This is a genomic window from Azorhizophilus paspali (assembly GCF_043587585.2).
In the GTDB taxonomy this organism is placed as follows: Bacteria; Pseudomonadota; Gammaproteobacteria; order Pseudomonadales; family Pseudomonadaceae; genus Azotobacter; species Azotobacter paspali.
This window is the reverse complement of the sequence record NZ_CP171449.1, coordinates 1347083-1370235: the sequence shown is the minus strand read 5'-3', so window position 1 is coordinate 1370235 and position 23153 is coordinate 1347083. Positions and strand designations below refer to the sequence as shown.

Sequence of the window (23153 nt, the reverse complement as noted above, 5' to 3'; positions counted from 1 at the left end):
GTCGGCAACTTCCTTAGGGTAGGTGGCCATGTGGACCAACATTGCCCCCATCGGTTCGCTGCTTGGCGGGGTCGCACTGCTCCTGCTCGGCAACGGACTGCTCAACACCCTGCTGACCCTGCGTGGCGTCGCCGAAGGCTACTCTACCGGGCTGCTCGGACTGCTGATGTCCGGCTATTTCGTCGGCTACCTGCTCGGCACCTGGCTGACAGTACCGCTGATCCGCCGCATCGGGCATATCCGCGTCTTCGCCTGTTGCGCCGCCTCGGGTGCCATCGTCGCGCTGCTCCACCTAATTCTGGTCAACCCCTGGGTGTGGATGGTGTTGCGCGTGGTCTACGGCATCGTCCTGGTCACCCTCTACATGGTCATCGAGAGCTGGCTCAACGCCCGGGTCAGCGGCGACAGCCGTGGCCGGGTGTTCGCCGTCTACATGGCGGTCAACCTTGGTGCTCTGGCCCTCGCCCAGCAGCTTTTGAACCTCGCTAGTCCGCTGGAATTCCTGCTCTTCGCCATCGCCGGTATCCTCATCTGTGCCGCGCTCTTGCCCATCACCCTCACTCGCCAGGCACAGCCGACCCTGCCCGACACGCCGCCCACCGAGCTGCGCCAACTGGCGCGAATCGCGCCGCTTTCGGTGACCGCCGCCGGGCTGTCCGGTCTCGCCCTCGGCGCCTTCTGGGGTCTTGCGCCGGTATACGCCAGCCACAGCGGCTTCGACGCCGCCGGCGTGGGACTGCTGATGGGGGCGACCATTCTCGGCGGCGCCGTGCTGCAGTGGCCCATCGGCCGCTACTCGGACAGCCACGACCGCGCGAAGGTGATGCTCTGCGTGGTGACCCTGGCCGCGCTGACGGCACTGGCCATCAGCCTGCTGCCCACCGGTGGCTTGCTACTCGGTGCTTTCTTCCTCTGGGGCGGGCTGGCCTTCTCCATCTATTCCATCGCCATGGCGCGGATGGTCGATCAGTTGCACCCGGACGAGATCCTCTCCGGCTGCGGCGGCCTGCTGCTGGTCAACGGCCTGGGCTCGGCTTGCGGTCCGCTGCTCGCCGGCCTAGCCATGCACCTGCTCGGTCCGCGCGGACTGCCGCTCTACTGCGCGGCGGTACTCGGCCTGCTGGCGCTCTACACCCTCCATCGTTTACACCGGGCGAGCGATCTGCTCAGCGAGCCGCATGCCCAGTTCACCCCCATGCTGCGCACCAGCCATACCGTGCTCGAACTGATGCCCGAGGTCTCGGAAAGCGCGGCCGATTCCAGCCCCGACGCCGCCGTGGCGGAGCCGGGCACCACCAGGGAGGAAACCTGTATCTGACTCCGGTGCCATGGAGGCTCCGGACAACACCGCTCGTCGGCCCAGGTCGGCGCGTCAACTTACCCCACTACTGGAGAGAAGACAGCGCATGCTACTTGCCACCGATCTCGATGGAACCTTTCTCGCCGGCGATCCGCAGGATCGCCTGAGTCTCTATCAGACCATCACCGCCCACCCCGATATTCAATTGGCTTATGTCACCGGCCGTAGCCTCGAGGCTGTTCTGCCGCTGCTGGCCGATCCTACCCTGCCGCAGCCGGACTACATCATCGCCGACGTCGGCGCCAGCCTCTATCACGGTGAAACCCTGCAGCCGATCCAACCCCTGCAGCACGACATCGACGCCCGTTGGCCCGGCGAAAGCCAGATTGCCGGCGCTCTCGCCGGCCTTCCCGACCTGCAGCGCCAGGACGTGCCCCAGGCGCGCCGCTGCTCCTACTTCTGCACCCCGGAACGTGCCGCCGACCCGGCCCTCAAGGTCATCGCCGAACGCCTCGGCTGCGACCTGCTGTACTCGGCCGGACGCTACCTGGACTTCCTGCCGCGCGGGGTGAACAAGGGCAGCAGCCTGCTGCGCCTGGTCGAGCACCTTGGTCTCGATCCCGAGCAGGTGCTGGTCGCCGGCGACACCCTGAACGACCTCAGCATGCTCACCTGCGGCCTCAAGGGCGTCTGCGTCGGGCAGGCGGAGGAAAGCCTGCTCGAACATACGCGCCACTGTACCCGTGTCCTGCACGCCGACAGTCCGGGTTGCGGCGGCATCATCCAGGCCTTCGCCCATTTCGGCTTCCTCGGCGTGCACGGCTTCGCCGCCGAGACCCGCAGGGCGACCGAGCCGGGGCACGCCGAGCTGGTGATCGTCTACCACCGCCTGCCCTACGAGGAATACCGCGAGCACGGCCAGGTGCAACGCCGCCGGCCAAGCTCGCCCAACGGCATCATCCCCACCCTGCTCAGTTTCTTCGCCGACGGGCGCAAGGGCTCCTGGGTCGCCTGGGCCGAGCACGAGGAAGGCGAGGGCTTTTTCGAGAGCCACACCACGGTGGACGCCGAGCGCTATCCGCGCCTGACCGCCGCCCGCGTACCGCTCTGCAAGGAAGACATCGATACCTTCTACAAGCGTTTCTCCAAGGAAGCCTTCTGGCCGACCCTGCACACCTTTTGGGAACGCGCCGCCTTCAACGAGGACGACTGGCAGGTGTTCCTGCGGGTCAACCGCGCCTTCGCCGAGCGCACCGCCCTGGAGGCCGCCGAGGGCGCCACCGTCTGGCTGCACGATTACAACCTGTGGATGGTTCCGGCCTATCTGCGCGAACTGCGCCCGGACCTGAAGCTGGCCTTCTTCCACCACACCCATTTCCCCTCGGCGGATGTGTTCAATGTGGTGCCCTGGCGCCGGCAGATCGTCGGCAGCCTGCTGCAGTGCGACTACATCGGCTTCCACATCCCGCGCCAGGTGGAGAACTTCGTCGACGTCGCTCGCGGCGTGGCCCCGCTGGAGGTGCTCGGCCAGCAGAACTGCGCGCCGCGCTTCGTCACCTATGGCTGCGCGGTCGGCCTGGAGCGCGTGACTACCGCCATCGATACCGGCATGCGCCAGGTCCGCCTCGGCGCCCATCCGGTGGGGCTCGACCTCGACCGGGTGCGCAACGCCCTGGCCAGCCCTTCCGTGCAGAATCAAATAGAACATTTGCGTTGCGAGTTGAACGGCGTACGCCTGGTCCTCGCCGTGGAGCGCCTGGATTACACCAAGGGCGTGCTGGAAAAACTCAGGGCCTTCGAGCGGCTGCTGGCGGACAACCCCGAGTTGCAGGGCAGAATCACCCTGGCCACCATCTGCGTCCCGGCGGCGCGGGAGATGACCGTCTACGACGAGTTGCAGGGGCAGATCGAACAGGCCGTGGGACGCATCAACGGCCGCTTCGCCCGGGTCGGCTGGACGCCGGTGCAGTTCTTCTTCCGCAGCCTGCCGTTCGAGGAGGTGGTAGCCTGGTACGCCATGGCCGACGTCATGTGGATCACCCCGCTGCGCGACGGCCTCAACCTGGTCGCCAAGGAGTTCGTCGCCACCCAGGGCCTGCAGGACGGCAGCGGCGTGCTGGTGCTCTCCGAATTCGCCGGCGCCGCCGCCGAACTCAAGGGCGCCCTGTTGACCAATCCCCACGATATCGCCGACCTGGTGCAGAACTGCCATCTGGCGCTGAACCTGCCCAAGAGCGAGGCGCGGGCGCGGCTACGCGAGCTGTTCGACATCGTCGCCTTCAACGATATCCGCCGCTGGGGTGACGAGTTCCTGGGCGCGCTGGAGGAGCCCCGGATGGACATCCGCGCCATCGCCTGACAGTGCCGGCAAATCCACGCCTGCGCTCGCGCAGGCACGGATTCGTCCGCGCTGCAGGTCCGATCTCGTCACCGCACGGCGTGCCGACAATCAATAATCCACCCGCCCCCGCCCGGCCTTGATCGCCCCGCAGCGGACCTTTCCCTCCAGCCGGCGCTGTTTCGAGCCGCGCGTCGGCCGGGTCGGTCGGCGCGTCTTCTCCGTCCCGGCCACGCTGCGAATCAGCGCGACCAGGCGTTCCAGGGCATCGGCGCGGTTCTGCTCGCGGGTGCGGTAGCGCTGCGCCTTGATCACGACGACGCCTTCGCCGCCGATACGCTGGTCGCGCAGGGCCAGGAGGCGCTCCTTATAGAAATCCGGCAGGGACGAGGCACGGATGTCGAAGCGCAGATGCACGGCGCTGGACACCTTGTTGACGTTCTGACCGCCGGCCCCCTGGGCGCGGATCGCGTTCAGCTCGATCTCGTCGTCGGGCAGATGGAGGGTGGCGGATATTTCCAGCATGGTGCGTCCGATCGAAAAAAGCGGCGATAGTGTCGGCATTATTCCGTTAATTGCCCGCGGAAGACAGAAAAACGGCAGAAGCCCGCGGCCTGTCTGGCCGAACGAATCCGAACCGCACGGCTAGCGGCGCCGGCGCGAATCGTCCGCTCCCGCGCAAAGTGGCCTTATCCTGCCAGCCTTGCGCTATTGAACCTTTTGTCCATACTCGAATGGCCTTCGCCGAACTATGCCGAAGGCAACCCCAATCCAGACAGAGCACCCAGCCAGAAAGGAGGCAGCGAGCACGGGAGCGCCCAGGCGGCCAGGCTATCTCTCCCCGCCCCGGAACGGCGGGAATCTCTCGCGTGGAACGATGAAACGGATACCGGGAGCCCGTATCAGCACAGGACTTGCCATGACGATGCTGCTCAGCGTCGCCAGCGCCGAAGTTCAGACCGTCAAACTGCCCGCCTGTGGCGCGGAGATCCGCAAGACCTCGGTGTCGGGACTGTCGTCCGGTGCCTTCATGACATCCCAGCTTTACCTGGCGTTTTCCGAGATCATGGTGGGCGCCAGCATAGTCGCCAGCGGTCCCTATCTCTGCGCCAAGTCCTGGGCGGGCAATTCCCTGCTGGTGAACGCCACGCCCCCCCGCATGCATCCCCCGACGGTCGAGAGCGGTCCGAATACACCGCGCCTGGCCAGATATGCGACCACGCTGGCCGAATACGGCCACATTGCGCCCCTGAAGAATCTCGAGGACGACCGTACCTACATCTTCAGCGGCACATGGGACGAAATCATCACGACCACCGTCGTGAACCAGACCAGGGAGTTCTTCAAGGCCGTCGGCATCCCGGAGGCCTCCATTCGCTACGACAAAAGCATCGCCGCCGGTCATGCCTTCCTGACCGACGACAACACAGATACTGCCTGCGCGCTGACCCGCGCGCCCTGCATCAATGACTGCGACTTCTCGCAGGCCGGCGCCATACTCGAGCAGATCCACCAAGGCCTGAAGTCGCCCGCCCGTCACCGGGACGACAGCCTGATCGCCTTCGACCACAAGGAATTCATCGACTCCCCCTACACCAGCATGGACGACACGGCCTATGCCTACGTCCCGACGGCCTGCCAGAGCGACAAGAGTTGCCCCGTGCATGTGGTGTTCCACGGCTGCTGGCAAGGCTCGCGCTTCACCGGCGACCAATACTACGCCCGGACCGGCTACAACCGGCTGGCGGAAGCCAACAATCTCATCATGCTCTACCCCCAGGTGCGGCCATCCAGCGCTTCGCCGCTGAATCCCGACGGCTGCTGGGACTTCTGGGGCTATTCTTCGCTGGACAGCCCGACTCCGGACTACTTCACCCGCAACGCTCCTCAACTGCGCGCCATCCACAAAATGATCGCCCGCCTTGCCGAGCCCCATCCTGAGCCAATTCACTGCACATAGGAAGAAAGACCATGGATGCCGACACCGCGAACGCCACGATCGATCCGAAGCTGTCCGAGGCACTCAAACACTGGAACGACTACGCCAGCGAAAGCGGCCGGAACGCACGGCTCATCTTCGAGGCCATGACACCGGTCAACGACAGCCTGCGGATCGTCCGGCAGGTCATGGAGTCCATGCAGTTCGGCGGTTGGAGCCCCACCGGCATGCCCTGGCTGAAGCCCTCAGTCCTGTTCTCCGCCTACCAGGAGCTGACCGAGATCCACTTGGCCGCCCAGGAAAAGGAAAGCGACTGCTACATCCGTTTCCTGACGACTACCCTGGGCACCGGCAAGCAGGTCGCCGAAGCCATGCAGGGCGCCAGCACCCCGCAGCAGATCCTGGCTTCTTACTTGGAGGCCGGCCTCAGCATCGCCAAGCAGTACCAGGCCGACGCCAGCGAACATGCCTCCGCGCTCGGCCAGATCCGCTCGGCCTACAACATCTGGCTGCAAAGGACCCTGGAAAACCTGGGCCATGAAACGGAGGAGGAGCCCGCGCCCACCGCCGCGTCGCAGCCGGCCGCCTCGCCGCCTCCCGCATCGACAGCGGAATCGGCAGCGGAGAAGGACAGTACCGCTTGAACGGACCGGCCGACGACAGGCCCTGCCCGGGCTGCCGCTCGCCGGAACGTACCGTTGAATGGAAGTAGCCGGCGCGCCGCAGGTAACCGCCGAAGCGCGCCGGTCGGGGAAACGTACGGTCACGACAGTCACTTTCGAGCCACGGGCTATCCAACTGTCGATACCGATCCAGCGAACCAGACCCACGAGAGGACCGGATCATCAATACGCTCAGCAAAACCCTGATCGCCTGCGGCTTGCTGCTCGCTTCCTGGCACAGCAACGCAGTCGAGGAAGAAGCGGTGGACAGCTATCTCTATTGCGGCAAGCTCCTCTGGCCCGCCGAGCCGGAGGATTATCTGCCGCTTCCGCAAGGAATCCAGATCGGCTACTCCTCGCATCCGGCCCTCGCGCCGATCGTCGAACAGAAGGAAAAGCACAGCCTGCGGCTCGCCTACGAGAGTCCGGCGATCGCCCTGCGGATCATGCAGGAAGCGGTCGAGGTGATCATCCGGCAGAAAACCAACGAGGTCTGCCTGGAAGCCGGCGCGGCGGAGATCTCGAACAGCGGACTTCCCTTGGCGATCTCTCCCGTGTCGGCAGAGGACGGACGGACGGTTTTCGACGCCGATCTGGAGCCGCGCCAGTAGAGCGCTCCCGGCAAGACCACCGGCCTTTCCCCGGCCTGTGCCCCCCGATCAGCGCAAGATCTGCCTGCGATCCTGCCCGTTCATCCCGTCCGGATGGACATACTCGTGGCACAACCGCCGACAGCCCTGAAAGCGCAGCGACAGAATTCCAAACAGGACGGTCGATGGCCTGGTCCAAGTGGATGCCCCGCCGCCGGGCATTTCCATTCGCCCGGCTCCCTCGGCTACCGTAATCGCTTATCCGCTCTACGGGACGCTCCAATGGATTCGCTCACCCAGGCCGTGCTCGGCGCCAGCGTACAGGGCGCGCTGCTCGGGCGCTGGCAGGGACGCAAGGCGCTGCTCTACGGCGCCCTGCTCGGCACCCTGCCCGACCTCGACGTACTGATCGACTACGGCGACGCGGTTGCCAACATGACCCGCCACCGCGGCTTCAGCCATTCCCTGTTCGTCCTCACCGGCTTCTCGCTGCTGCTGGCCTGGTTGCTGCGGCGCTTCAGGCCGCATCCGGGATACGGTGGCGGGCGCCTGTTCCTCACCCTCTGGCTGGTACTGGCCACCCATGTGCTGCTGGACAGCCTGACCAGCTACGGCACCCAGCTGCTCTGGCCGCTGGACATGCCGCCGGTGGCCTGGTCGAGCGTGTTCATCATCGATCCTCTGTACACCTTGCCGCTGCTCGGCGCGGTGCTGGGTGGCTTCCTGTACCGCCTGAACGGCCGAGCCCTGCGCTGGCAGTACTGGGCGCTCGGCCTGTCGAGCCTCTACCTGGGGCTGACCCTGGTCGGCAAACAGATGGCTGAAAACCGCGTGGCGGCGGAATTGGCGCGCCAGGGGATTCGCGCCCAAGCCCTGTTCAGCGTGCCGACGCCTTTCAACAGCCTGCTCTGGCGGGTACTGGCGCGCGACGGCGAGGATTACCACGAGGCGCTGGTCGGCTGGTTCGACCGCCGGCCGCCGGAACTGGTCCGCCTGCCGCGCGGCACCACCCTGATCGCCGGACTGGGCGCCTCGCCGCAACTGGCGCGGCTGCGTTGGTTCGCCGACGACTGGCTGCGCTACGACGAGATCGACGGCAAGCTGGTGGTCACCGATCTGCGTCTGGGCATGACCGGCGCCCACCCGTTCCGCTTCGCCCTGGCCGCGAAACGCGACGACCGCTGGCAACTCCTCCCCGAACCGGAGCAGTTGCCGATGAACCGCGGCCGCCTCGAACATCTCGGCCTGCTGTGGCGGCGCATCTGGCATCAGGACGCGCGAATCCCCCTGGAGGACTGGGCCCGCCAGTTGCAGCAGTGGCAAGTGCCGCTCACCGCGAGCCCTCCCCGGCCGCCGCCACTGCGACCGGCGCGCCTCCCCGCCTCGGCGAGGGCTGATCCCGCTGCCCGAAGTGGTCACGACGGGAAAGGCCTGCGGCCGTTTCTCACCGCGCCTTCCTAGCCCTTCAACACTCCACGGCGGATCTGGTCCTCCTCGATGGATTCGAACAGAGCGCGGAAGTTGCCTTCGCCGAAGCCCTGGTTGCCCTTGCGCTGGATGATTTCGAAGAAGATCGGGCCGATCAGGGGGCGGGTGAAGATCTGCAGCAGCAGCCCTTCGCGGCCGACACGGCCGTCGATCAGGATGTTCAGCTCGCGCAGCGACTCCAGCGGCTCGCCATGGCCGGGAATCCGGGTAGCGACCTTCTCGTAGTAGGTATCCGGGGTCTGCATGAAGGCCACGCCCCTGGCGCGCAGCGCGCGCACCGTGGCGTAAATGTCGTCGGTGGCCAGGGCGATGTGCTGGATGCCCTCGCCATGGTAATCGCGGATGAATTCGGCGATCTGCGAATGGTCGTCGGCCGACTCGTTGATCGGGATGCGGATCTTCCCGCAGGGTGCGGTCATGGCGCGGGACAGAAGGCCCGTATGCCTGCCCTCGATATCGAAGTAGCGCGTCTCGCAAAAGCCGGCGATGCGCTCGTAGAAACCGGCCCAGACATCCATCTGCCCACGCCCGACGTTATGGGTCAGATGATCGATGACGCTCAGGCCGACCGCGTTGTCCCGCGCCGTACGCCCCGCGATGAAGTCGAAGTCGACATCGTAGATGCTGCGTTCGCCGTAGCGATCCACCAGGTAGAGCAACGAACCGCCGATGCCTTCGATGCAGGGGATGTTCAGTTCGCCGAAATTGGCGTGGCTGCCCAGTAACCTCGCCCCCTGGCGCTGCGCGTAGTCGGCGGCCTGGACGGCGTTGCCGACTCGGAAGGCCATGGCGCAGGCGCTCGGCCCGTGCTCCTCGGCGAAAGCCCGCACCGGCCCGTCGGGACTACCGTTGAGGACGAAATTAATGTCGTTCTGCTGGAACAGGAAGACTTCCTTGGAACGGTGCCGGGCGGTCTCGGTGAAACCCATGGCGACGAACAGCCCGCGCAGCCGGGCGATGCCCCCGGCGTCCGGCACGGTGAATTCGACGAACTCGAAGCCGTCGGTGCCGATGGGGTTGCAGGTTGGGCTTTCCGGTATGGCATTCATGAGGCTACCTCGCGAAGCGTGCACTGACCCTTTCAGCACAGGCGAAGAGCCGCCGCCGGGCAAGTGGCGAATACCGTCCGGAGCCGGATACGGCCACCGACGGCGGCGAAAACTATAATTTCCGCTTGTCACCGATGGTTCACCGGCTGGAGACGATCAACGCAGGCCTGCCGGGCGAACGCGCCCGCGCCGGCTCCATTCCAGAGGTTCGCCGCCATGAAAACCCCATTGTCCAACCATGCTCCCCAGCGCCTCGGCGCCGCCGTTCGCGATGCCTGGCTCACCGCCGGCGTGAAATCCTCCCTCGCCCTGGCCAGGGAAACCCGTGGCCAGGACATCCACGTCAAGGCCCGCGCCGGCGAGGTGTTCCTGAGCGGCCTGGTCGACGATTACCAGCGGCGCAATCGGGCCCTCCAGTTGGCCGGCGCGGTGCACGGCGTGATCCGGGTGGACAGCCGCGACCTGGCGGTCCGGCTGATGCCCGAGCCTCCCGGCGCCGAGGAAAGCGCCGACTATCGGGCCTACGAGGCGCAGCGGCGCCGGACGGAGGATCGCCACTGAACGACCCGCGTGCCCCGATGACGCCCCTCAGGACGACCAGGTCGTCTGGAAGGCCAGGCGCGTACCGAGTCGCCGGGCCAGGCCGACGCCGCCGGCATGCATCAACAGTCGGTGGTTCCAGCGGAACAGCGGCTGCGCCAGCGGGGCCAGCAGGTTCATCCAGGCAGGGGTGGTACGTACCCGCCAGTCGAAACACACCCTGGTTTGGCCGGCATCCTCATTGAAGCGCCAGCGGCCGACGCCCTCGAGCTGGCCCTCGACCCGTCCTTCGAGCAGGTGCAGCGGCTCAAGGCGGGTCACGCGGGAAACGAAGGACAACCGGTAGGGCAAGATCCCTTTCCAGACGAATCGCTGGCGGGTCCCCAGACCGCCCTCTTCGTGCCCCCGCTCCAGGGTGACGACCTGCTCGACACCCGGCCACCAGCCAGGCCAGGTCTCGGGCTCGACGATAGCGTCCCATACCGCGGCGAGCGGCGCGTCGAACTGCCAGAGGGTGGTCAGGTGGAAGCAGTTGGCCGCAGCCATGGCTCGTTTCGGCTCAGGGAGAAAAGAAGCGCTCGGGGAAGGGCGTGTTGATCTCCAGATCGGCCATGTCGACGCTCTCGAGCAGACGACCTCCAGTCCCGAAGCGCTCGACCCGCAACGGGAGCAGGTTGTCGCGCGCCAGCCAGATCCGGTAGTGATGCGCGCCGGACGGCTTCCCCGGCCCCCCTTCGCGAATCTCGAAGCCGGCAACCGGCCTTGCCGCGACCTCCCCGCTGCCGAGTGCGGCCAGCGTGCCACGGGCCTGCCACTCGCGAAGAGTGTCCAGCAGCACGCCAATATCCGACTGATCGACCCGGATACCGTGCGGGCCACGGATCAAGGGGTTGTCCGGCGCCAAATTGAGCCTCGGCAGATGGTTTAGGCCGAACGGCCAGATTCGCACCCGGCGGCTGGCGGGATTGTAAATCAGCACCAGTCCCGGGTGCGGCCGGATGAACTCGATACGTACCCAGCCGGGTTTGCGGTAGAAGTAGCGCAGCACATGCTGCTCGCTGCCCTCGGCGTTCAGGCGCACCGTGACCCGGTAGCTGGTCAGCGCCTGGAAGCGTTCCTGTGCCTCGGCCAGAGGATCGCTCGCGCCGGGTCCTCCGAGCAGGGCGAACAGCAGCATGAGCGCGGCCACGGGTCAGTGGCCCGTCTGGCAAGTTCGCTCGATCGCTTCCGGCCTCCGAAGCCCCGATACCACGTTGCCGCTTTTCGCCATGCCCCCGCCATGGCTCGTCGCGGCACCTCGTCTCGGAGCCCCGCTCATCCAAACGCGAATCGACCGACCGCACAGGCCACTAGCTTTCTCACCTCCGGACCGGTTCGACCATGATGCGGCTAGGCAGGGGTCGCAGGCATTCAAGGCCGTCGCCTCCACGCGAACAATGGACGAAGTATCGACCAGGAATGGCCGCCGCCCGCCCACTGGGCGACGACCGGCCCGGCGGTGGGCGAAACGCCCCGTCCCGTATGACCATGTACGCGGCTTTCGTTTTCCGGAGATACGCGATGAAACACCGCTACCCCCTGCTTGCCCTGACCACCCTGCTCGGTGGCTGCACGCACTGGTGGGACGACGATCACGACCACCATCGCCATCGTTCCGACTCCCACCGGGACAACGGCCGGCACGAAGGCTACGAGCGTCGCGACGATGGCGATCGTGACCGCAAGGAGCGCCGTGAAGGCTACGACAGGGACGGCAGAAACGGGCGCTGAAGGAACCCCGAGTCGTTCCGCCGGTCTTTTCGGAGCCGACTGGCCAGCGCTGCGGGAGCGATCTACCCTGCAGCAAAGCGATGCCGTTCTGCTTCGACAAGGAAATGCCACGATGCCCTGGACATGGACCTTCCGCCTGTTTGTCCTCTCCCTGCTCCTGTTGCCGGCCCCGCTCGCCTGGGGCGGCAGCCTCGAATCGTTCAGCCTGCCGGCCGCCGGCTATCCCGGCTCGCGCGAGCGCCAGTACAAGGTCTACCTGCCGGACGTGCGCCCCGAAACGCCGCCCCTGGTGATGGCGCTACACGGCTGCCTCATGGACAACGACAACGTGCTGCGCGACTGGGGACTCACCGCCGCCGCGGACCGCTACGGCTTCATCCTGGTCGCGCCCTTCGTCAGCGGCTACGACGAACTGCGCGCACCCAACTGCTGGGGCTTCTGGATCGACGGGCAGCGCCACGAAGGGCGCGGTGAAGTGGAGGATCTGCTGCGCATCGCCCAGGCGGTCGAGGCCCGCTACCGCACCGATCCGGCGCGCCGCTACATCGCCGGGCTGTCCTCGGGCGGAGCGATGAGTGTGGTGGCGGCGATCGCCCACAACGAATACTGGGCGGCGGCGGCCAGCGTAGCCGGCTTGCCCTACGGCGAGGAGTCGCGAGCGGTGTCCTCGGCCGCCTGCCCGCTGAGCAATGCCAGCCTGCACAGCGTCGAGCGGGTGGTCGCCGACATGCGCGCCGAACTCGACGATCCCTACCCCATCCCGCTGCTGGTCATCCAAAACGACAACGACTGCACCGTGGTCGCGAGTGCCGGGCGCCGTCTGCGCGACGCGCACCTCAAGGCGTTCGGCTCGGCACCCTTCGACACCCCGGCCACCACCCTGGCGGCGCAGAGGCCCTGCATCCCGGTGTTCGGCGACGACGACTACGGCTGCCGCCACGAGATTCACACCGCCGACGGCAACAGCGCCAGCCGCTCGCTGGTGGAAACCCTTTACTACCAGGGGCCGCTGGAAACTCCGAACGAAAACGATACCGACCGCGGCCACTACTGGATCGGTGGCGAATATGGACGCGAAGGTCCCTACGCGCTGCGCCCAGGCCCCAGCCATCCGGACATCCTCTGGTATTTCTTCGCCCGCCATCCGCGCAACGGCATGGAGCCGGACGACAGCCCGCGGGTGACCATCGAGGGCGCCAATCCGCTGCGCCTGCCGCTCGGCGAGTCGTTCGTCGACCCCGGCGCCCGCGCCGGCAGTGCCCAGGACGGCGAGTTGGCGGTCGGTGTCGACTGCACGGTCGACACCCACCGCGCCGGCCGCTACCGCTGCACCTACAGCACCACCAACCGTCGCGGCAAACGCAGCGAGGCGATCCGCACGGTACTGGTGGAAGACCCGGATGTACCCGCGGCGACCTGCGCGACTGCCACCGCCTCGCCCCTCGAGCACCTGTTCGGTGGACGGGCGCTGCCGGGCGGCACACTGTACGGCCGCACCCTGGCCAGTGGCGACCGCACCGACATGGGCTCCGTCTTCCAGGGGCTGACGCCGGTGACGCTTTACGAAGGTGCACCAGGAAAATGGTTCGTCCGCCCGCCGGAAGCCTGCGGCTGGTAGCGATCGGGGCACGAAACTCGCCGGACTGTGCCTAGAGCCACACCGCGGGGCAATCGCGTGAAATACCCGCTCGATACCGGATTGGAAAGATTGTGTGAAACCCTGGCCAGTAATGGCCGAGGGGCTGCTACTCGACCCTTGTACGACTCTCGGCTTTGGCATCCTGCGTCGCTCTACCTCCTGCATCCCTGCAGTCGTCGCCGACTCCCTGCGCTTGGCTTCTCTACGCGGCACTTGCGCTCGGCCTCCTGACGGAAATCGGGCTCCGGGTTGCCTGAAAGCGCTTTTGCGCTTGTGGCATGGCCTGTCAGGCCGCGCCGGATGCCCCCTTCAGGAGGCAGAGCGGAGTCGTCGCGCAAGGGGATGAGCCGCATGGATGCGGCGAAAGGCCCGAGGGCCATGGATGGCCCTTTGGGCCGTGCCCCTGGAGCGACGACGGAGGGAGGGAACCCAGAGCAAAGCGCAGGGCCGGATGAGGGGGTAGCCTTCTTTTTGGTTACTTTTTCTTGGCCAGACAAGAAAAAGTGACTCGGCCGGGGCGCCGAAACAGGGACTTTCCAGCTACTCGGCAAGCAGCCCATGCAGCGGAGTCGAAGGCAACACCGAAACATCCGACACACAATATTTCCAGTCCGGTATCGAGCGGGTATTTCATGCGATTGCCCCGAGCCACACCAGCGTCTGCGGATCGCGCCCGCTCTATCCCGCTACGACTTTTGCAAATCCAGCGCCAGTCGATCGCCCAGCCACATCGCGAGTTTCGTGTGCGCTTCGTATTAGTCTTCCGGCACCGGATGTACCAGGACGGAAAATCCACCCCTGTTGGCATCCAGCCACGCCACCGCCGCATCCACCGAAGCCGGCTCGATATCGATTTCGAACATCGGCATCGTATGAGGTCCTACGCGCTCGAATATGAGCGGCGATATATCAACAATGCAATCCGGTTCCCCGATCACTCTGTCCCTGAGCGCCGCGGCCCCGAGCCTGTCTTCCTTTTCGAAATAAACATGGCATTGATACAGACCCCTGGGACTTGCTCTTCCTCGTGAATGATGCTCGACCGGGCGACGAGCGTCTGGGCCAGCGGCGCGGAGCGCCTTTGCCTGCAACGACGAGCGCAACGGTCAGTGCTGCAAATGCCCGTAGAGCTTGGCGTACAGGCCGCCCCCAGCGATCAGTTGGTGGTGGTCGCCCTCCTCGGCGATACGCCCGTCGTCGAATACCAGCACCCGGTCGGCCTGCTTCACCGCCGACAGACGGTGAGCGATGATCAGCGTGGTGCGGCCATTGAGGAAGCGCGCCAGCGCCTGGTGCAAAGCGTATTCGGTGGCCGCGTCGAGGGCCGAGGTGGCTTCGTCGAGGATCACCACCTGCGGGTCGGCGAGCACCATGCGGGCGATCGCCAAGCGTTGCCGCTGGCCGCCGGAGAGGCGCACGCCGGAACGGCCGACCACGCTGTCCAGCCCCTGCGGCAGGGCACGCACGGTCGCCGCCAGTTGGGCGATCTCCAGCGCCTGCCAACAGTTTTCGTCGCTGCGCTCGCGGCCCAGGGTCAGGTTGGCGCGCACCGTGTCATTGAACAGCGCCGGCTGCTGGAGGACCACCGCGACATGCTCGCGCACCCGCTCCAGGCCGATCTCCTCCAGGGTCGAGCCGCCGAAACGGATAGTCCCCGACTGCGGGCTGTAGAGGCCGAGCAGCAGTTGCACCAGGGTGCTCTTGCCGCCGCCAGAGGCGCCGACCACGGCGACCTTCTCGCCCGGCGCGATAGACAGGTCGAGACCATCCAGCACCGGTTCGTCGCGGTAGGCGAAATGCAGATCGCGCACCTCGATGCCGACCGTGGCGCGTCCCTTGAACGGATCAACGCTGCCGGAGTACTGCGGCTCGTCGGCGCGGGCGAGCAACTCGTTGATTCGCGCCAGGGCGCCGCTGGCGGCGTAGAAGGCGTATTGCAGGCCGAGCAGTTGCTCCACCGGGGCGATCATGAACCACAGATAACTGAACACCGCGAGCATCTGGCCGATCGACAGGTCGGAGAACAACACGGTGAGCATCGCCGCGGCGCGGAACACGTCGATACCGAACTGGAACAACAGGCCGCTGGCGCGGGTCGAGGCATCGGTCTTCCACTGCGAGGCGACGGCGCGGTCGCGCACTTCCCGGGCGCGCAGGCCGAGGCGGCCGAGGAAGAAGCCCTGGCGGTTGCCAGCGCGCACCTCCTGGATTGCCTCCAGGGTTTCGCCGAGCGCCTGGGTGAAGCGCGCGGTGCTGTCGTTTTCCAGCTTCTTCAGGTGCTTGACGCGCTTGCCGAGCAGTACGGTGGCATAGATCACCAGGGGGTTGAACAGGAGGATCAGCAGGGCCAGTTGCCAGTGCATCCAGATCAGGATCGCCGAGGTGCCGGCCAGGGTCAGGACGGCGACCAGGAAACGGCTCAGGGTGTCGCCGACGAAGGAGTCCAGGGTGTCCAAGTCGGTGACCAGATGGGCGGTCACGGTGCCGCTGCCGAGGCTTTCGTATTCGCCCAGGGAGATACGCTTGAGCCGCTCGATCAGACGCATGCGTAGGCGATAGACGACATCCTTCGACAACCGGGCGAACAACCGGGCCTGCAGCACGCCGAACAGCAGCGAGGCACTACGCAGCAGCAGGGTCGCCAGCAGCATCAGGCCGATGTAGCCGACCGCGCCCTGCCAGGCGGCCGGCAACACCCGATCCATCAGGCGCAACGCCGCATCCCCTTGCCGGAGCAGCACTTCGTCGACCAGAAGCGGCAACAGCAGCGGAATCGGCACGCTGGTCAGGGCCGCCAGCACAGCGACCAGGTTGGCCAGCATCAAGGCCTTGCGGTGGTGCAGGGCGAGCCGGCGGATCTCCGCCCAGCCCAGGCGATCGGTGGCTTCAGGCATGGGCGGCGCGCTCCAGCCAGCGCTCCAGCAGGGGCGCCAGGCGCTCGAGCGGCTGGTGGCCGTTGGTCAGCAGCGCGAGCATGCCGTTGCGCTCGGCCAGCAGGGTCGGAAAACCGGCGATGCCGAGCCGCTCGACCCAGGCGAAATCGGCGCGGGTGGCCTCCCGCTGCTCGGCGCTGTCGAAGGCTTCGGCGAAGCAGCAGCGGGCGAAGCCGGCGGCCTCGGCCAACTCCAGCAGGACGCGGGCATGGGTCACGTCGCGGCCTTCCAGGTAGAAGGCCCGCTGGATCAGCCGCGCGAGATGCGCCACCCGCCGCGGCGCGAGATGACGCGCCACCACCAGCGCGCGGCAGGCCGGCTCGGTATCGTAAATCATGCCTTCGGGCAGCCCAGCGTCGAAATTGAAAGGTTGGCCGGTACCAGCGTGCACGGCCTGCCAGTGGGCGAGAATGCGCGTGCGGGTCGGCTCGCCGAGCGGCGAAGTTTCCCGGCGCAGGCCGCCGACCACCCAGTCCAGCCGCACGCCTGCCCGCGTCGCCCGGCTGGCCAGGTCCTTGACCACCGGGGCGAAGCCCCAGCACCAGGAGCACATGGGATCCATTACATAGAGCAGGCGCTCACTCATACGAACTCCGTAGCGCTTCGGAGGATGGGTTTGATCGTAGCCAGCCGGACCGGGGGCCATGGCCCGCAGTCGGCGAAAAAGCTGTCGATGACTCGGAAACGGCTGCGCCGGCGGACGCCGGCGCAGGCTGGAGTGTACCGCAGCGGAGGCGGCCGGGCGGACTGCGGCAAACTGCCGCCTCTCGCTTACTCAGCGGTCGTGCTTACTGCCGCCGGCGCAAAGCGGCGAGTCCGGTGCGCCGCCGCGCAGCGCCCACTCCTCGGGGGTATAGGTGTGCAGCGCCAGGGCGTGCATCTGCCCCATCAGCTCGCCGAGGACGGCGTAGACCTTCTGGTGGCGCTTCACTTCGCCCAGGCCGGCGAACTGCGCACTGACGATCACCGCCTTGTAGTGGGTCTCCAGGCCGCGACTGTGCATGTGGCTCTCGTCGAGCACCTGCAGATGGGTGGGCTCCAAGGTGGCCAGGGCGCTCTCGATGCGCTCGATCTTGGCGGTCATTTCTTGGTTCCTCCCAGCTCCTTGTGCATTTCGTCGAGCAACCGGTTCACCTCCGGTACCGCCTTCTCCAACGCCGCCTGGGTCATCTGCGCCGATTGCGCGGTGAGCGCCGGCATGCTCTGCAGAACCTTCTGGCCCAGCGACGACTGATAGAACACGAGCAGTTCCTTCATCTCGCTTTCATTGAAGGTGGAGGTGTAGAGCTTGACCATATCGGGCTTGAGCCTATCCCAGCCGACCGCCTTGTCCAGCGCGGTGTTGGCCTGGGCCTGGTAGCGCTCGAGCAGCGACTGCTTGCTCTGCGGCGCCTTGGCCTCGGCAAAGCGCTGGGCGAACATCTGCTGTACCTGGGCATAGACGGGCACGGTCAGTTTGTCGGCATGCACCACCTGGAGGAACTTTTCCGTAGCGGCGGCATGGCTGGCGGCGTCGGCCAGTGCCTGGCCGCTGACGCAGAGCAGCAGGCTGGCGGCACAGAGCACTCGAAAACGGGACATTCGGACATCCTTCTAGACAAGGCAAAAAAGGGGGGGAAGGCCCCCCGACGGGCCCGTCGGCCGGGACGTGCGGCCGGGCCTCTTCGGCCGGCCCATTCTGCGCCCAAGCCGGTGGGGGCTCAAGGGAAGCCCCAGCGGCGTCTACACTTCGTTGGACTTCAACGTTCGTAGAGACTTGTCGCATGAGTCGCACCGAAACCGACAGCCTGGGGCCGATCGAGGTTCCCGACGAAGCCTACTGGGGTGCCCAGACACAGCGCTCGCTGATCAACTTCGCCATCGGCCAGGAGCGTATGCCGCTCGCCGTGCTGCATGCCCTGGCGCTGATCAAGAAGGCCGCCGCCCGGGTCAACGACCGCATCGGCGAGCTGCCGTCGGAAATCGCCCGGCTGATCGAGCAGACCGCCGACGAGGTGCTCGCCGGCCAGCACGACGGGCAGTTCCCGCTGGTGGTCTGGCAGACCGGCAGCGGCACCCAGAGCAACATGAACATCAACGAAGTGATCGCCGGGCGCGCCAACGAGTTGGCCGGCGGCCCGCGCGGGGGCAAGAGCCCGGTGCACCCCAACGACCATGTCAACCGCGGGCAGAGTTCCAACGACTGCTTTCCCACCGCCATGCACATCGCCACCGTGCAGGCCGTGCAGCGGGAATTGCTGCCGGCGGTCGAGGAACTGGCCGCGGCCCTCGACAGCCAGGCGAAGCGCCATGCGCATCTGGTCAAGACCGGGCGCACCCACCTGATGGACGCCACGCCGGTGACCTTCGGCCAGGAACTCTCGGCCTTCGTCGCCCAGCTCGGCCTGGCCGAGCAAGCCATCCGCGCAGCGCTGCCGGCGGTCTGCGAGCTGGCCCAGGGCGGGACCGCGGTCGGCACCGGGCTGAACGCGCCGCACGGCTTCGCCGAAGCGATCGCCGCGGAACTGGCCGCCCTCTCCGACCTGCCCTTCGTCTCGGCGCCGAACAAGTTCGCCGCCCTCGCCGGCCACGAGCCGCTGGTGCACCTCTCGGGCGCCCTGAAGACCCTGGCGGTGGCGCTGACCAAGATCGCCAACGACCTGCGCCTACTCGGCTCCGGTCCGCGCGCAGGCCTCGCCGAGGTGCGCCTGCCGGCCAACGAGCCGGGTAGCTCGATCATGCCCGGCAAGGTCAACCCGACCCAGTGCGAGGCCCTGACCATGCTCGCCTGCCAGGTCATGGGCAACGACAGCACTATCGCCTTCGCTGCCAGCCAGGGGCATCTGCAGCTCAATGTCTACAAGCCGGTGATCATCCACAATCTGCTGCAATCCGTGCGTCTGCTCGCCGACGGTTGCCGCAACTTCCGCGAGCACTGCATCGAAGGGCTGGAGCCGGATCCGCGACGAATGAGCGAGCACCTCGAGCACAGCCTGATGCTGGTGACCGCGCTGAACCCGCACATCGGCTACGACAAGGCCGCGGAAATCGCCAAGAAGGCCTATGCCGAAGGCACCACCCTGCGCGAGGCCGCCCTGGCCCTCGGCCACCTCAGCGGCGAGGAATTCGACGCCTGGGTGCGTCCGCAGGACATGCTGGAAGCCGGCCGGCACGACTGAAGCTACCCCGGCGACCGCGCTCCGTGGACGCTCCAGCCGCCGCGGGGCGCGCTTCCTCCCAGCGCAGATCATCATTTCGTCACTACTCCGTCATAGGCTATCCCACGTCTTCCTTACACGCCCGGAAGCCAGCTACGCGCGCCCCCGTGGTCCGGCGCAGGCAGCCGAGCCTATTCGCCATCGCGGCACATGGAGCAGCCATGTCCAATCGTTTCCCATCGGCCCCGCCGACACTTAGCGGCCCGGGCGTCGTGCCCGACGAGGAATACGAGGAGTTCTTCCGCAGCGTCACGGAATTCGCAAGAATGCTGATCCGCTCCGGCATTATCCTCGTCAAATACTGGTTCTCGATCACCGACGACGAGCAGCAGAAACGCTTCCTGATGCGCATCCACGATCCGCTCAAGCAGTGGAAGCTGAGCCCGATGGACCTGGAGTCGCGCCGCCGCTGGGAACATTACACCCGCGCCAAGGAGGTCATGCTGGAGCGCTCCCACATCCCCGAGGCGCCTTGGTGGATCGTCGAAGCGGTGGACAAGAAAAGGGCGCGTCTGAACTGCATCCACCACCTGCTCGGCCAGGTGCCTTACAGCGAGATCGAGCGCCCGGCCATCATCCTGCCCGAACGGGTCTACCACCCGGACTATGCGCGCAACCCCCAGGCGAAGGAAATCTTCGTGCCGGCGGTGTATTGATCGCGAGCCGAAAGACGCTGCCGATCCGGCGCGGGCGGCTTGCGCCGGTCTTGCCGCCGTGGCCAGGAAGGCGGCACCACCGGCGGCCTGCTCCGGTCGTGCTTCAGAAACGCCAAACTATGCCCCCGCCGATGACGTGCAGGGTACTGCCGGGCGGCTCGGCGGACAGGATGCCGTCGTTGCGCGTCCGGCCGTTCTGCCGCGACTCCGCTTCGCCCAGCCAGATCAGGCTATAGCCGAGCTGCAACTCCACTCCCTGATCCATCTGGTAGCTCAGCCCGGCGGCCAGGCGCAGGTTTTCCGGCAACGGGTCGTCCAGGTTGCGCTGGTCGCCGGGCAAAGGCGACGAGTCGTAGCTCAGCCCCATGCTCCAATGCAGATGCTCGCCAAGCTGCTGTTCCGCGCCCAGGGCGAGGCGCCAGGTGTCGCGGTACTGGTGTGCGCCACCGACGCTCGCGGCAGCCGGGCTCGGCGCCTCGCCCGCAGGCCGCTGCAGGGCGCTCCAGCCCATCCAGCCGAGGCTGGCCGAGAGCATCCAGCCACTGTCCAGCCGGTGGGAAATGCTCGCGGTGACGCTGTCCGGCGCCCGCGCCTCGACGATCGTCCGGTTGGTTTCCGGACGTCCGCGGGTGACGTTCGCCACGGGATCGGCGACCCCGGCACGCTCGTCGAGATTCAGTTCGTAGCCGCTGGCATAGGCCAGCCCCAGCCAGGTGCTGTCGCTCAACCGGTACAGCAGGCCCAGATTGAGGCCGGCGCCGGTGTCGCTATCCAGGTAGGTTGGCGGCGCATCGGCCGGAGCACCGCCGGGACGGAGCACGGCGCCCTGGACGAGGCGCGCGCCGATGCCGATGGAAAGCGCATCGTTGAGCCGGTAGGCGAAAGTCGGCTGCAGGGTCAGTCCACGCAGTCCGGGTTCGGCGACCAGGCGGCCGGCACCCTGCCCGCTGCCGTTCGCCACGGCCATTTCCATTCCGGCGGCCATGACGGGATTGGCCGCCGGCGGAACGGCAGCGCCGGAACCGGCGGCGACCGGGGCGCTGCGACCGGCAGCGACGGAGAATTTGGAATCATCCGCCCAAGCGGTGCCAGTGGCACCGAGCAGGGCGAGCCCGAACAGAACTTGACGGGTTGGCATGGCTAGCCACCTCTCGCATCCATCCGACTGTTGAGGGGGTACCAGCCGTGCAGACTAAGCGGTCTTGGCTAGGGCAATGCGGCAAGCCCACCGGCTTTTCCCGGAAATCCTCCCGGACACGGACTGGCAGTCCGTCGACCTCGTGTGGGCAAGTCACTGGCGGAGCGATATCGCCTCGCCATGTCCAGCGTCAGTCAACCCGCGTAAGCATAGTTGTTGGACGAGCGTCCCACTGGCTGGCTGGAGCCAGCCCAGCGGCCTTGATCGTAGGTAGACGGGCTGGCCGTTCATCGGCACGCGAACGGGGGCCGGAATCGGATGGACGGCGCTGGAAAAAGCGGCGCCTTAGCGGCGAAAGGCCTTCTCCAGGGCGTCGTTGAGGGTGCGCAGGATCTTCACCCGGGCGAAGCGCTTGTCGTTGGCCTCGACCAGGGTCCAGGGGGCGATCTCGCTGCTGGTGCGGTCGACCATATCGCCCACCGCGTCGCTGTAGTCCTCCCACTTGTCGCGGTTGCGCCAATCTTCCTCGGTGATCTTGAAGCGCTTGAAGGGCGTCGCTTCGCGCTCCTTGAAGCGCACCAGTTGGGTCTCCCGGTCGATGGCCAGCCAAAACTTGACCAGCACCACCCCGGCATCGCTCAACTGCTCCTCGAAATCGTTGATTTCGCCGTAGGCGCGCAGCCAGTCGGCCTCGCTGCACAGACGCTCGACCCGCTCCACCAGCACCCGTCCGTACCAGGAGCGGTCGAAGATGGTGAACTTGCCGCGCGGCGGGACATGCCGCCAGAAACGCCAGAGGTAGGGCTGGGCGCGCTCCTCCTCGGTCGGTGCGGCGATCTGCACTATCCGGTACTGGCGCGGGTCCAAGGCGGCGGCGACACGGCGGATCGAGCTGCCCTTGCCGGCCGCGTCGTTGCCCTCGAACACTGCCACCAAGGCATGCCGGCGCATGCGTTTGTCGCGCATCAGCAGGGCCAGGCGCGCCTGCTCGGCGATCAGCAGACGCTGGTAATCCGGCTTGGCGAGGACCTGGGTCATGTCCAAGGAATCCAGCAGGGCGCGGTTGTCCACGCTGGACACCAGCGGCGCCGCGTGCGGGCGGTGGGCCGGCCGACCCCGTTGCACGAGGGCCGCTTGCAGGCCGTCGAGGAGGATGCGCCCGACGCTCAGGCTGCGGTAATTGGCATCGGAGCCCTCGATCACGTACCAGGGCGCGAAGTCCCGACTGCTGCGCCGCAGCACCCGCTCGCCGTAGCGCACGAACTTGCCGTAAGTCTTCGACTGCTGCCAGTCCAGAGGACTCAGCCGCCAACTGTGCAAGGGATCGTCCTTGAGCAGCGCCAGGCGCTCCTTCATGCGCTTCTTGGAAAGGTGGAACCAGAACTTGAAGATCAGCGCACCCTCGTCGCTGAGCATCCGCTCCAGGCGCTCGGCGCCGTCGATGGCCTGGTCGAGGCGGGCATCGTCGATCCGCTCGTGCACCCGCGCCTGCAACATCTGGCTGTACCAGTTGCCGAAGAAGATGCCGATCCGCCCCTTCGGCGGCAACTGACGCCAGTAGCGCCAGGCCGGCGGGTGCGCCAGCTCCTCGTCGGTCTGCTGGTCGAACGTGCTGACCTCGATCAGCCGCGGGTCCATCCATTCGTTGAGCAGCTTGACCGTCTCGCCCTTGCCGGCACCCTCGATACCGCTGATCAGCACCAACACCGGAAAACGCGCCTGCTGGCGGAGTTCGTACTGGGCTGCCAGCAACGCCTCGCGCAGCGCCGGTACGGCCGCTTCGTAACTGTCCTTGTCGACCTGGTGGCCGATCTCGGCGGATTCGAACATACGTAGCCTCTCGGGAAATCATTGAACGACAAACTCGGCGGGACCTCCACGGCGCCCGGCGAAAGCCCGGAACAGAGCTTCGCG

General features: G+C 66.7%; 21 protein-coding genes and 1 pseudogene. 11 read left to right on the top strand and 11 right to left on the bottom strand.

Annotated features, from left to right (window positions below):
* Positions 1–28: 28 nt before the first annotated feature.
* Both ACGI6K_RS06715 and ggpS read left to right on the top strand, forming a co-directional pair.
* A complete protein-coding gene (locus ACGI6K_RS06715; protein ID WP_376943831.1) occupies positions 29–1318 on the top strand; it encodes an MFS transporter in 1290 nt (429 codons plus the stop codon).
* Between the two features lie 88 nt (positions 1319–1406).
* Entirely contained in the window at positions 1407–3659 is a 2253-nt protein-coding gene (gene ggpS, locus ACGI6K_RS06710; RefSeq protein WP_376943833.1) for a glucosylglycerol-phosphate synthase, read from the top strand.
* A gap of 90 nt (positions 3660–3749) precedes the next feature.
* On the opposite strand, the gene arfB is transcribed toward ggpS, so the two are convergent.
* Positions 3750–4163 (bottom strand): alternative ribosome rescue aminoacyl-tRNA hydrolase ArfB, encoded by a 414-nt coding sequence (gene arfB, locus ACGI6K_RS06705; RefSeq protein WP_376943835.1) that lies wholly within the window; start codon positions 4161–4163, stop codon positions 3750–3752.
* Positions 4164–4557: 394 nt separating this feature from the next.
* On the opposite strand from arfB, the gene ACGI6K_RS06700 reads away from it, so the two are divergent.
* The 4 genes from ACGI6K_RS06700 (at position 4558) to ACGI6K_RS06685 (ending at position 8290) form a co-directional block, all read left to right on the top strand.
* Positions 4558–5598 (top strand): extracellular catalytic domain type 2 short-chain-length polyhydroxyalkanoate depolymerase, encoded by a 1041-nt coding sequence (locus ACGI6K_RS06700; RefSeq protein ID WP_376943837.1) that lies wholly within the window; start codon positions 4558–4560, stop codon positions 5596–5598.
* 11 nt (positions 5599–5609) lie between these two features.
* A complete protein-coding gene (locus ACGI6K_RS06695; protein WP_376943839.1) occupies positions 5610–6221 on the top strand; it encodes a hypothetical protein in 612 nt (203 codons plus the stop codon).
* Between the two features lie 281 nt (positions 6222–6502).
* Positions 6503–6850 (top strand): hypothetical protein, encoded by a 348-nt coding sequence (locus ACGI6K_RS06690; protein WP_376943841.1) that lies wholly within the window; start codon positions 6503–6505, stop codon positions 6848–6850.
* A 261-nt stretch (positions 6851–7111) separates the two neighbouring features.
* Entirely contained in the window at positions 7112–8290 is a 1179-nt protein-coding gene (locus tag ACGI6K_RS06685) for a metal-dependent hydrolase (protein ID WP_376943843.1), read from the top strand.
* Here the strand turns inward: ACGI6K_RS06685 and hppD are convergent.
* Complete coding sequence (gene hppD / locus ACGI6K_RS06680; RefSeq protein WP_376943845.1) at positions 8287–9366, bottom strand: 4-hydroxyphenylpyruvate dioxygenase; 1080 nt, start codon at positions 9364–9366, stop codon at positions 8287–8289. The genes ACGI6K_RS06685 and hppD overlap by 4 nt on opposite strands.
* Positions 9367–9582: 216 nt before the next feature.
* Between hppD and ACGI6K_RS06675 the strand changes: the two genes are divergently transcribed.
* Positions 9583–9927: a BON domain-containing protein gene (locus ACGI6K_RS06675; protein ID WP_376943847.1), complete on the top strand. Its 345-nt coding sequence runs from the start codon at positions 9583–9585 to the stop codon at positions 9925–9927.
* A 27-nt stretch (positions 9928–9954) separates the two neighbouring features.
* Here ACGI6K_RS06675 and ACGI6K_RS06670 read toward each other — a convergent pair whose 3' ends face one another.
* Entirely contained in the window at positions 9955–10452 is a 498-nt protein-coding gene (locus tag ACGI6K_RS06670; RefSeq protein WP_376943849.1) for an SRPBCC family protein, read from the bottom strand.
* A 13-nt stretch (positions 10453–10465) separates the two neighbouring features.
* Positions 10466–11095, bottom strand: a complete 630-nt coding sequence (locus tag ACGI6K_RS06665) for a LolA family protein (RefSeq protein ID WP_376943851.1) — start codon at positions 11093–11095, stop codon at positions 10466–10468.
* 371 nt (positions 11096–11466) lie between these two features.
* Between ACGI6K_RS06665 and ACGI6K_RS06660 the strand changes: the two genes are divergently transcribed.
* Positions 11467–11676, top strand: coding sequence for a hypothetical protein (locus ACGI6K_RS06660; protein ID WP_376943853.1), 210 nt, complete (start codon positions 11467–11469; stop codon positions 11674–11676).
* Positions 11677–11788: 112 nt separating this feature from the next.
* On the top strand, positions 11789–13294 hold the full coding sequence (locus tag ACGI6K_RS06655) for an extracellular catalytic domain type 1 short-chain-length polyhydroxyalkanoate depolymerase (protein ID WP_376943855.1): 1506 nt from the start codon (positions 11789–11791) through the stop codon (positions 13292–13294).
* Between the two features lie 776 nt (positions 13295–14070).
* Here the strand turns inward: ACGI6K_RS06655 and ACGI6K_RS06650 are convergent.
* The 5 genes from ACGI6K_RS06650 to ACGI6K_RS06630 all read right to left on the bottom strand — a co-directional run bounded on the left by ACGI6K_RS06650 (position 14071) and on the right by ACGI6K_RS06630 (position 17829).
* Positions 14071–14406 carry a DOPA 4,5-dioxygenase family protein gene (locus ACGI6K_RS06650; protein WP_377969208.1) on the bottom strand — a complete coding sequence of 112 codons (336 nt, stop codon included), beginning with the start codon at positions 14404–14406 and terminating at the stop codon, positions 14071–14073.
* Positions 14407–14421: 15 nt separating this feature from the next.
* Positions 14422–16209 (bottom strand): ABC transporter ATP-binding protein, encoded by a 1788-nt coding sequence (locus tag ACGI6K_RS06645; protein ID WP_376943859.1) that lies wholly within the window; start codon positions 16207–16209, stop codon positions 14422–14424.
* Positions 16202–16834: a DsbA family protein gene (locus tag ACGI6K_RS06640; RefSeq protein ID WP_376943861.1), complete on the bottom strand. Its 633-nt coding sequence runs from the start codon at positions 16832–16834 to the stop codon at positions 16202–16204. Before ACGI6K_RS06640 ends, ACGI6K_RS06645 begins: the two co-directional genes overlap by 8 nt.
* A 189-nt stretch (positions 16835–17023) precedes the next feature.
* Positions 17024–17332: a BolA family protein gene (locus ACGI6K_RS06635; RefSeq protein WP_376943863.1), complete on the bottom strand. Its 309-nt coding sequence runs from the start codon at positions 17330–17332 to the stop codon at positions 17024–17026.
* Complete coding sequence (locus ACGI6K_RS06630) at positions 17329–17829, bottom strand: DUF2059 domain-containing protein (protein ID WP_376943865.1); 501 nt, start codon at positions 17827–17829, stop codon at positions 17329–17331. Before ACGI6K_RS06630 ends, ACGI6K_RS06635 begins: the two co-directional genes overlap by 4 nt.
* A 182-nt stretch (positions 17830–18011) precedes the next feature.
* Here ACGI6K_RS06630 and ACGI6K_RS06625 point away from each other — a divergent pair, with 182 nt between their 5' ends.
* Positions 18012–19406 carry a class II fumarate hydratase gene (locus ACGI6K_RS06625; protein WP_376943867.1) on the top strand — a complete coding sequence of 465 codons (1395 nt, stop codon included), beginning with the start codon at positions 18012–18014 and terminating at the stop codon, positions 19404–19406.
* 245 nt (positions 19407–19651) lie between these two features.
* A pseudogene (locus ACGI6K_RS06620) lies at positions 19652–20101 on the top strand (polyphosphate kinase 2); the annotation flags it as partial.
* A 103-nt stretch (positions 20102–20204) separates the two neighbouring features.
* On the opposite strand, the gene ACGI6K_RS06615 reads toward ACGI6K_RS06620, so the two are convergent.
* Complete coding sequence (locus ACGI6K_RS06615) at positions 20205–21239, bottom strand: OmpP1/FadL family transporter (protein ID WP_376943869.1); 1035 nt, start codon at positions 21237–21239, stop codon at positions 20205–20207.
* Positions 21240–21584: 345 nt separating this feature from the next.
* Positions 21585–23069, bottom strand: coding sequence for a polyphosphate:AMP phosphotransferase (gene pap, locus ACGI6K_RS06610; protein ID WP_376943871.1), 1485 nt, complete (start codon positions 23067–23069; stop codon positions 21585–21587).
* Between the last annotated feature and the right edge of the window lie 84 nt (positions 23070–23153).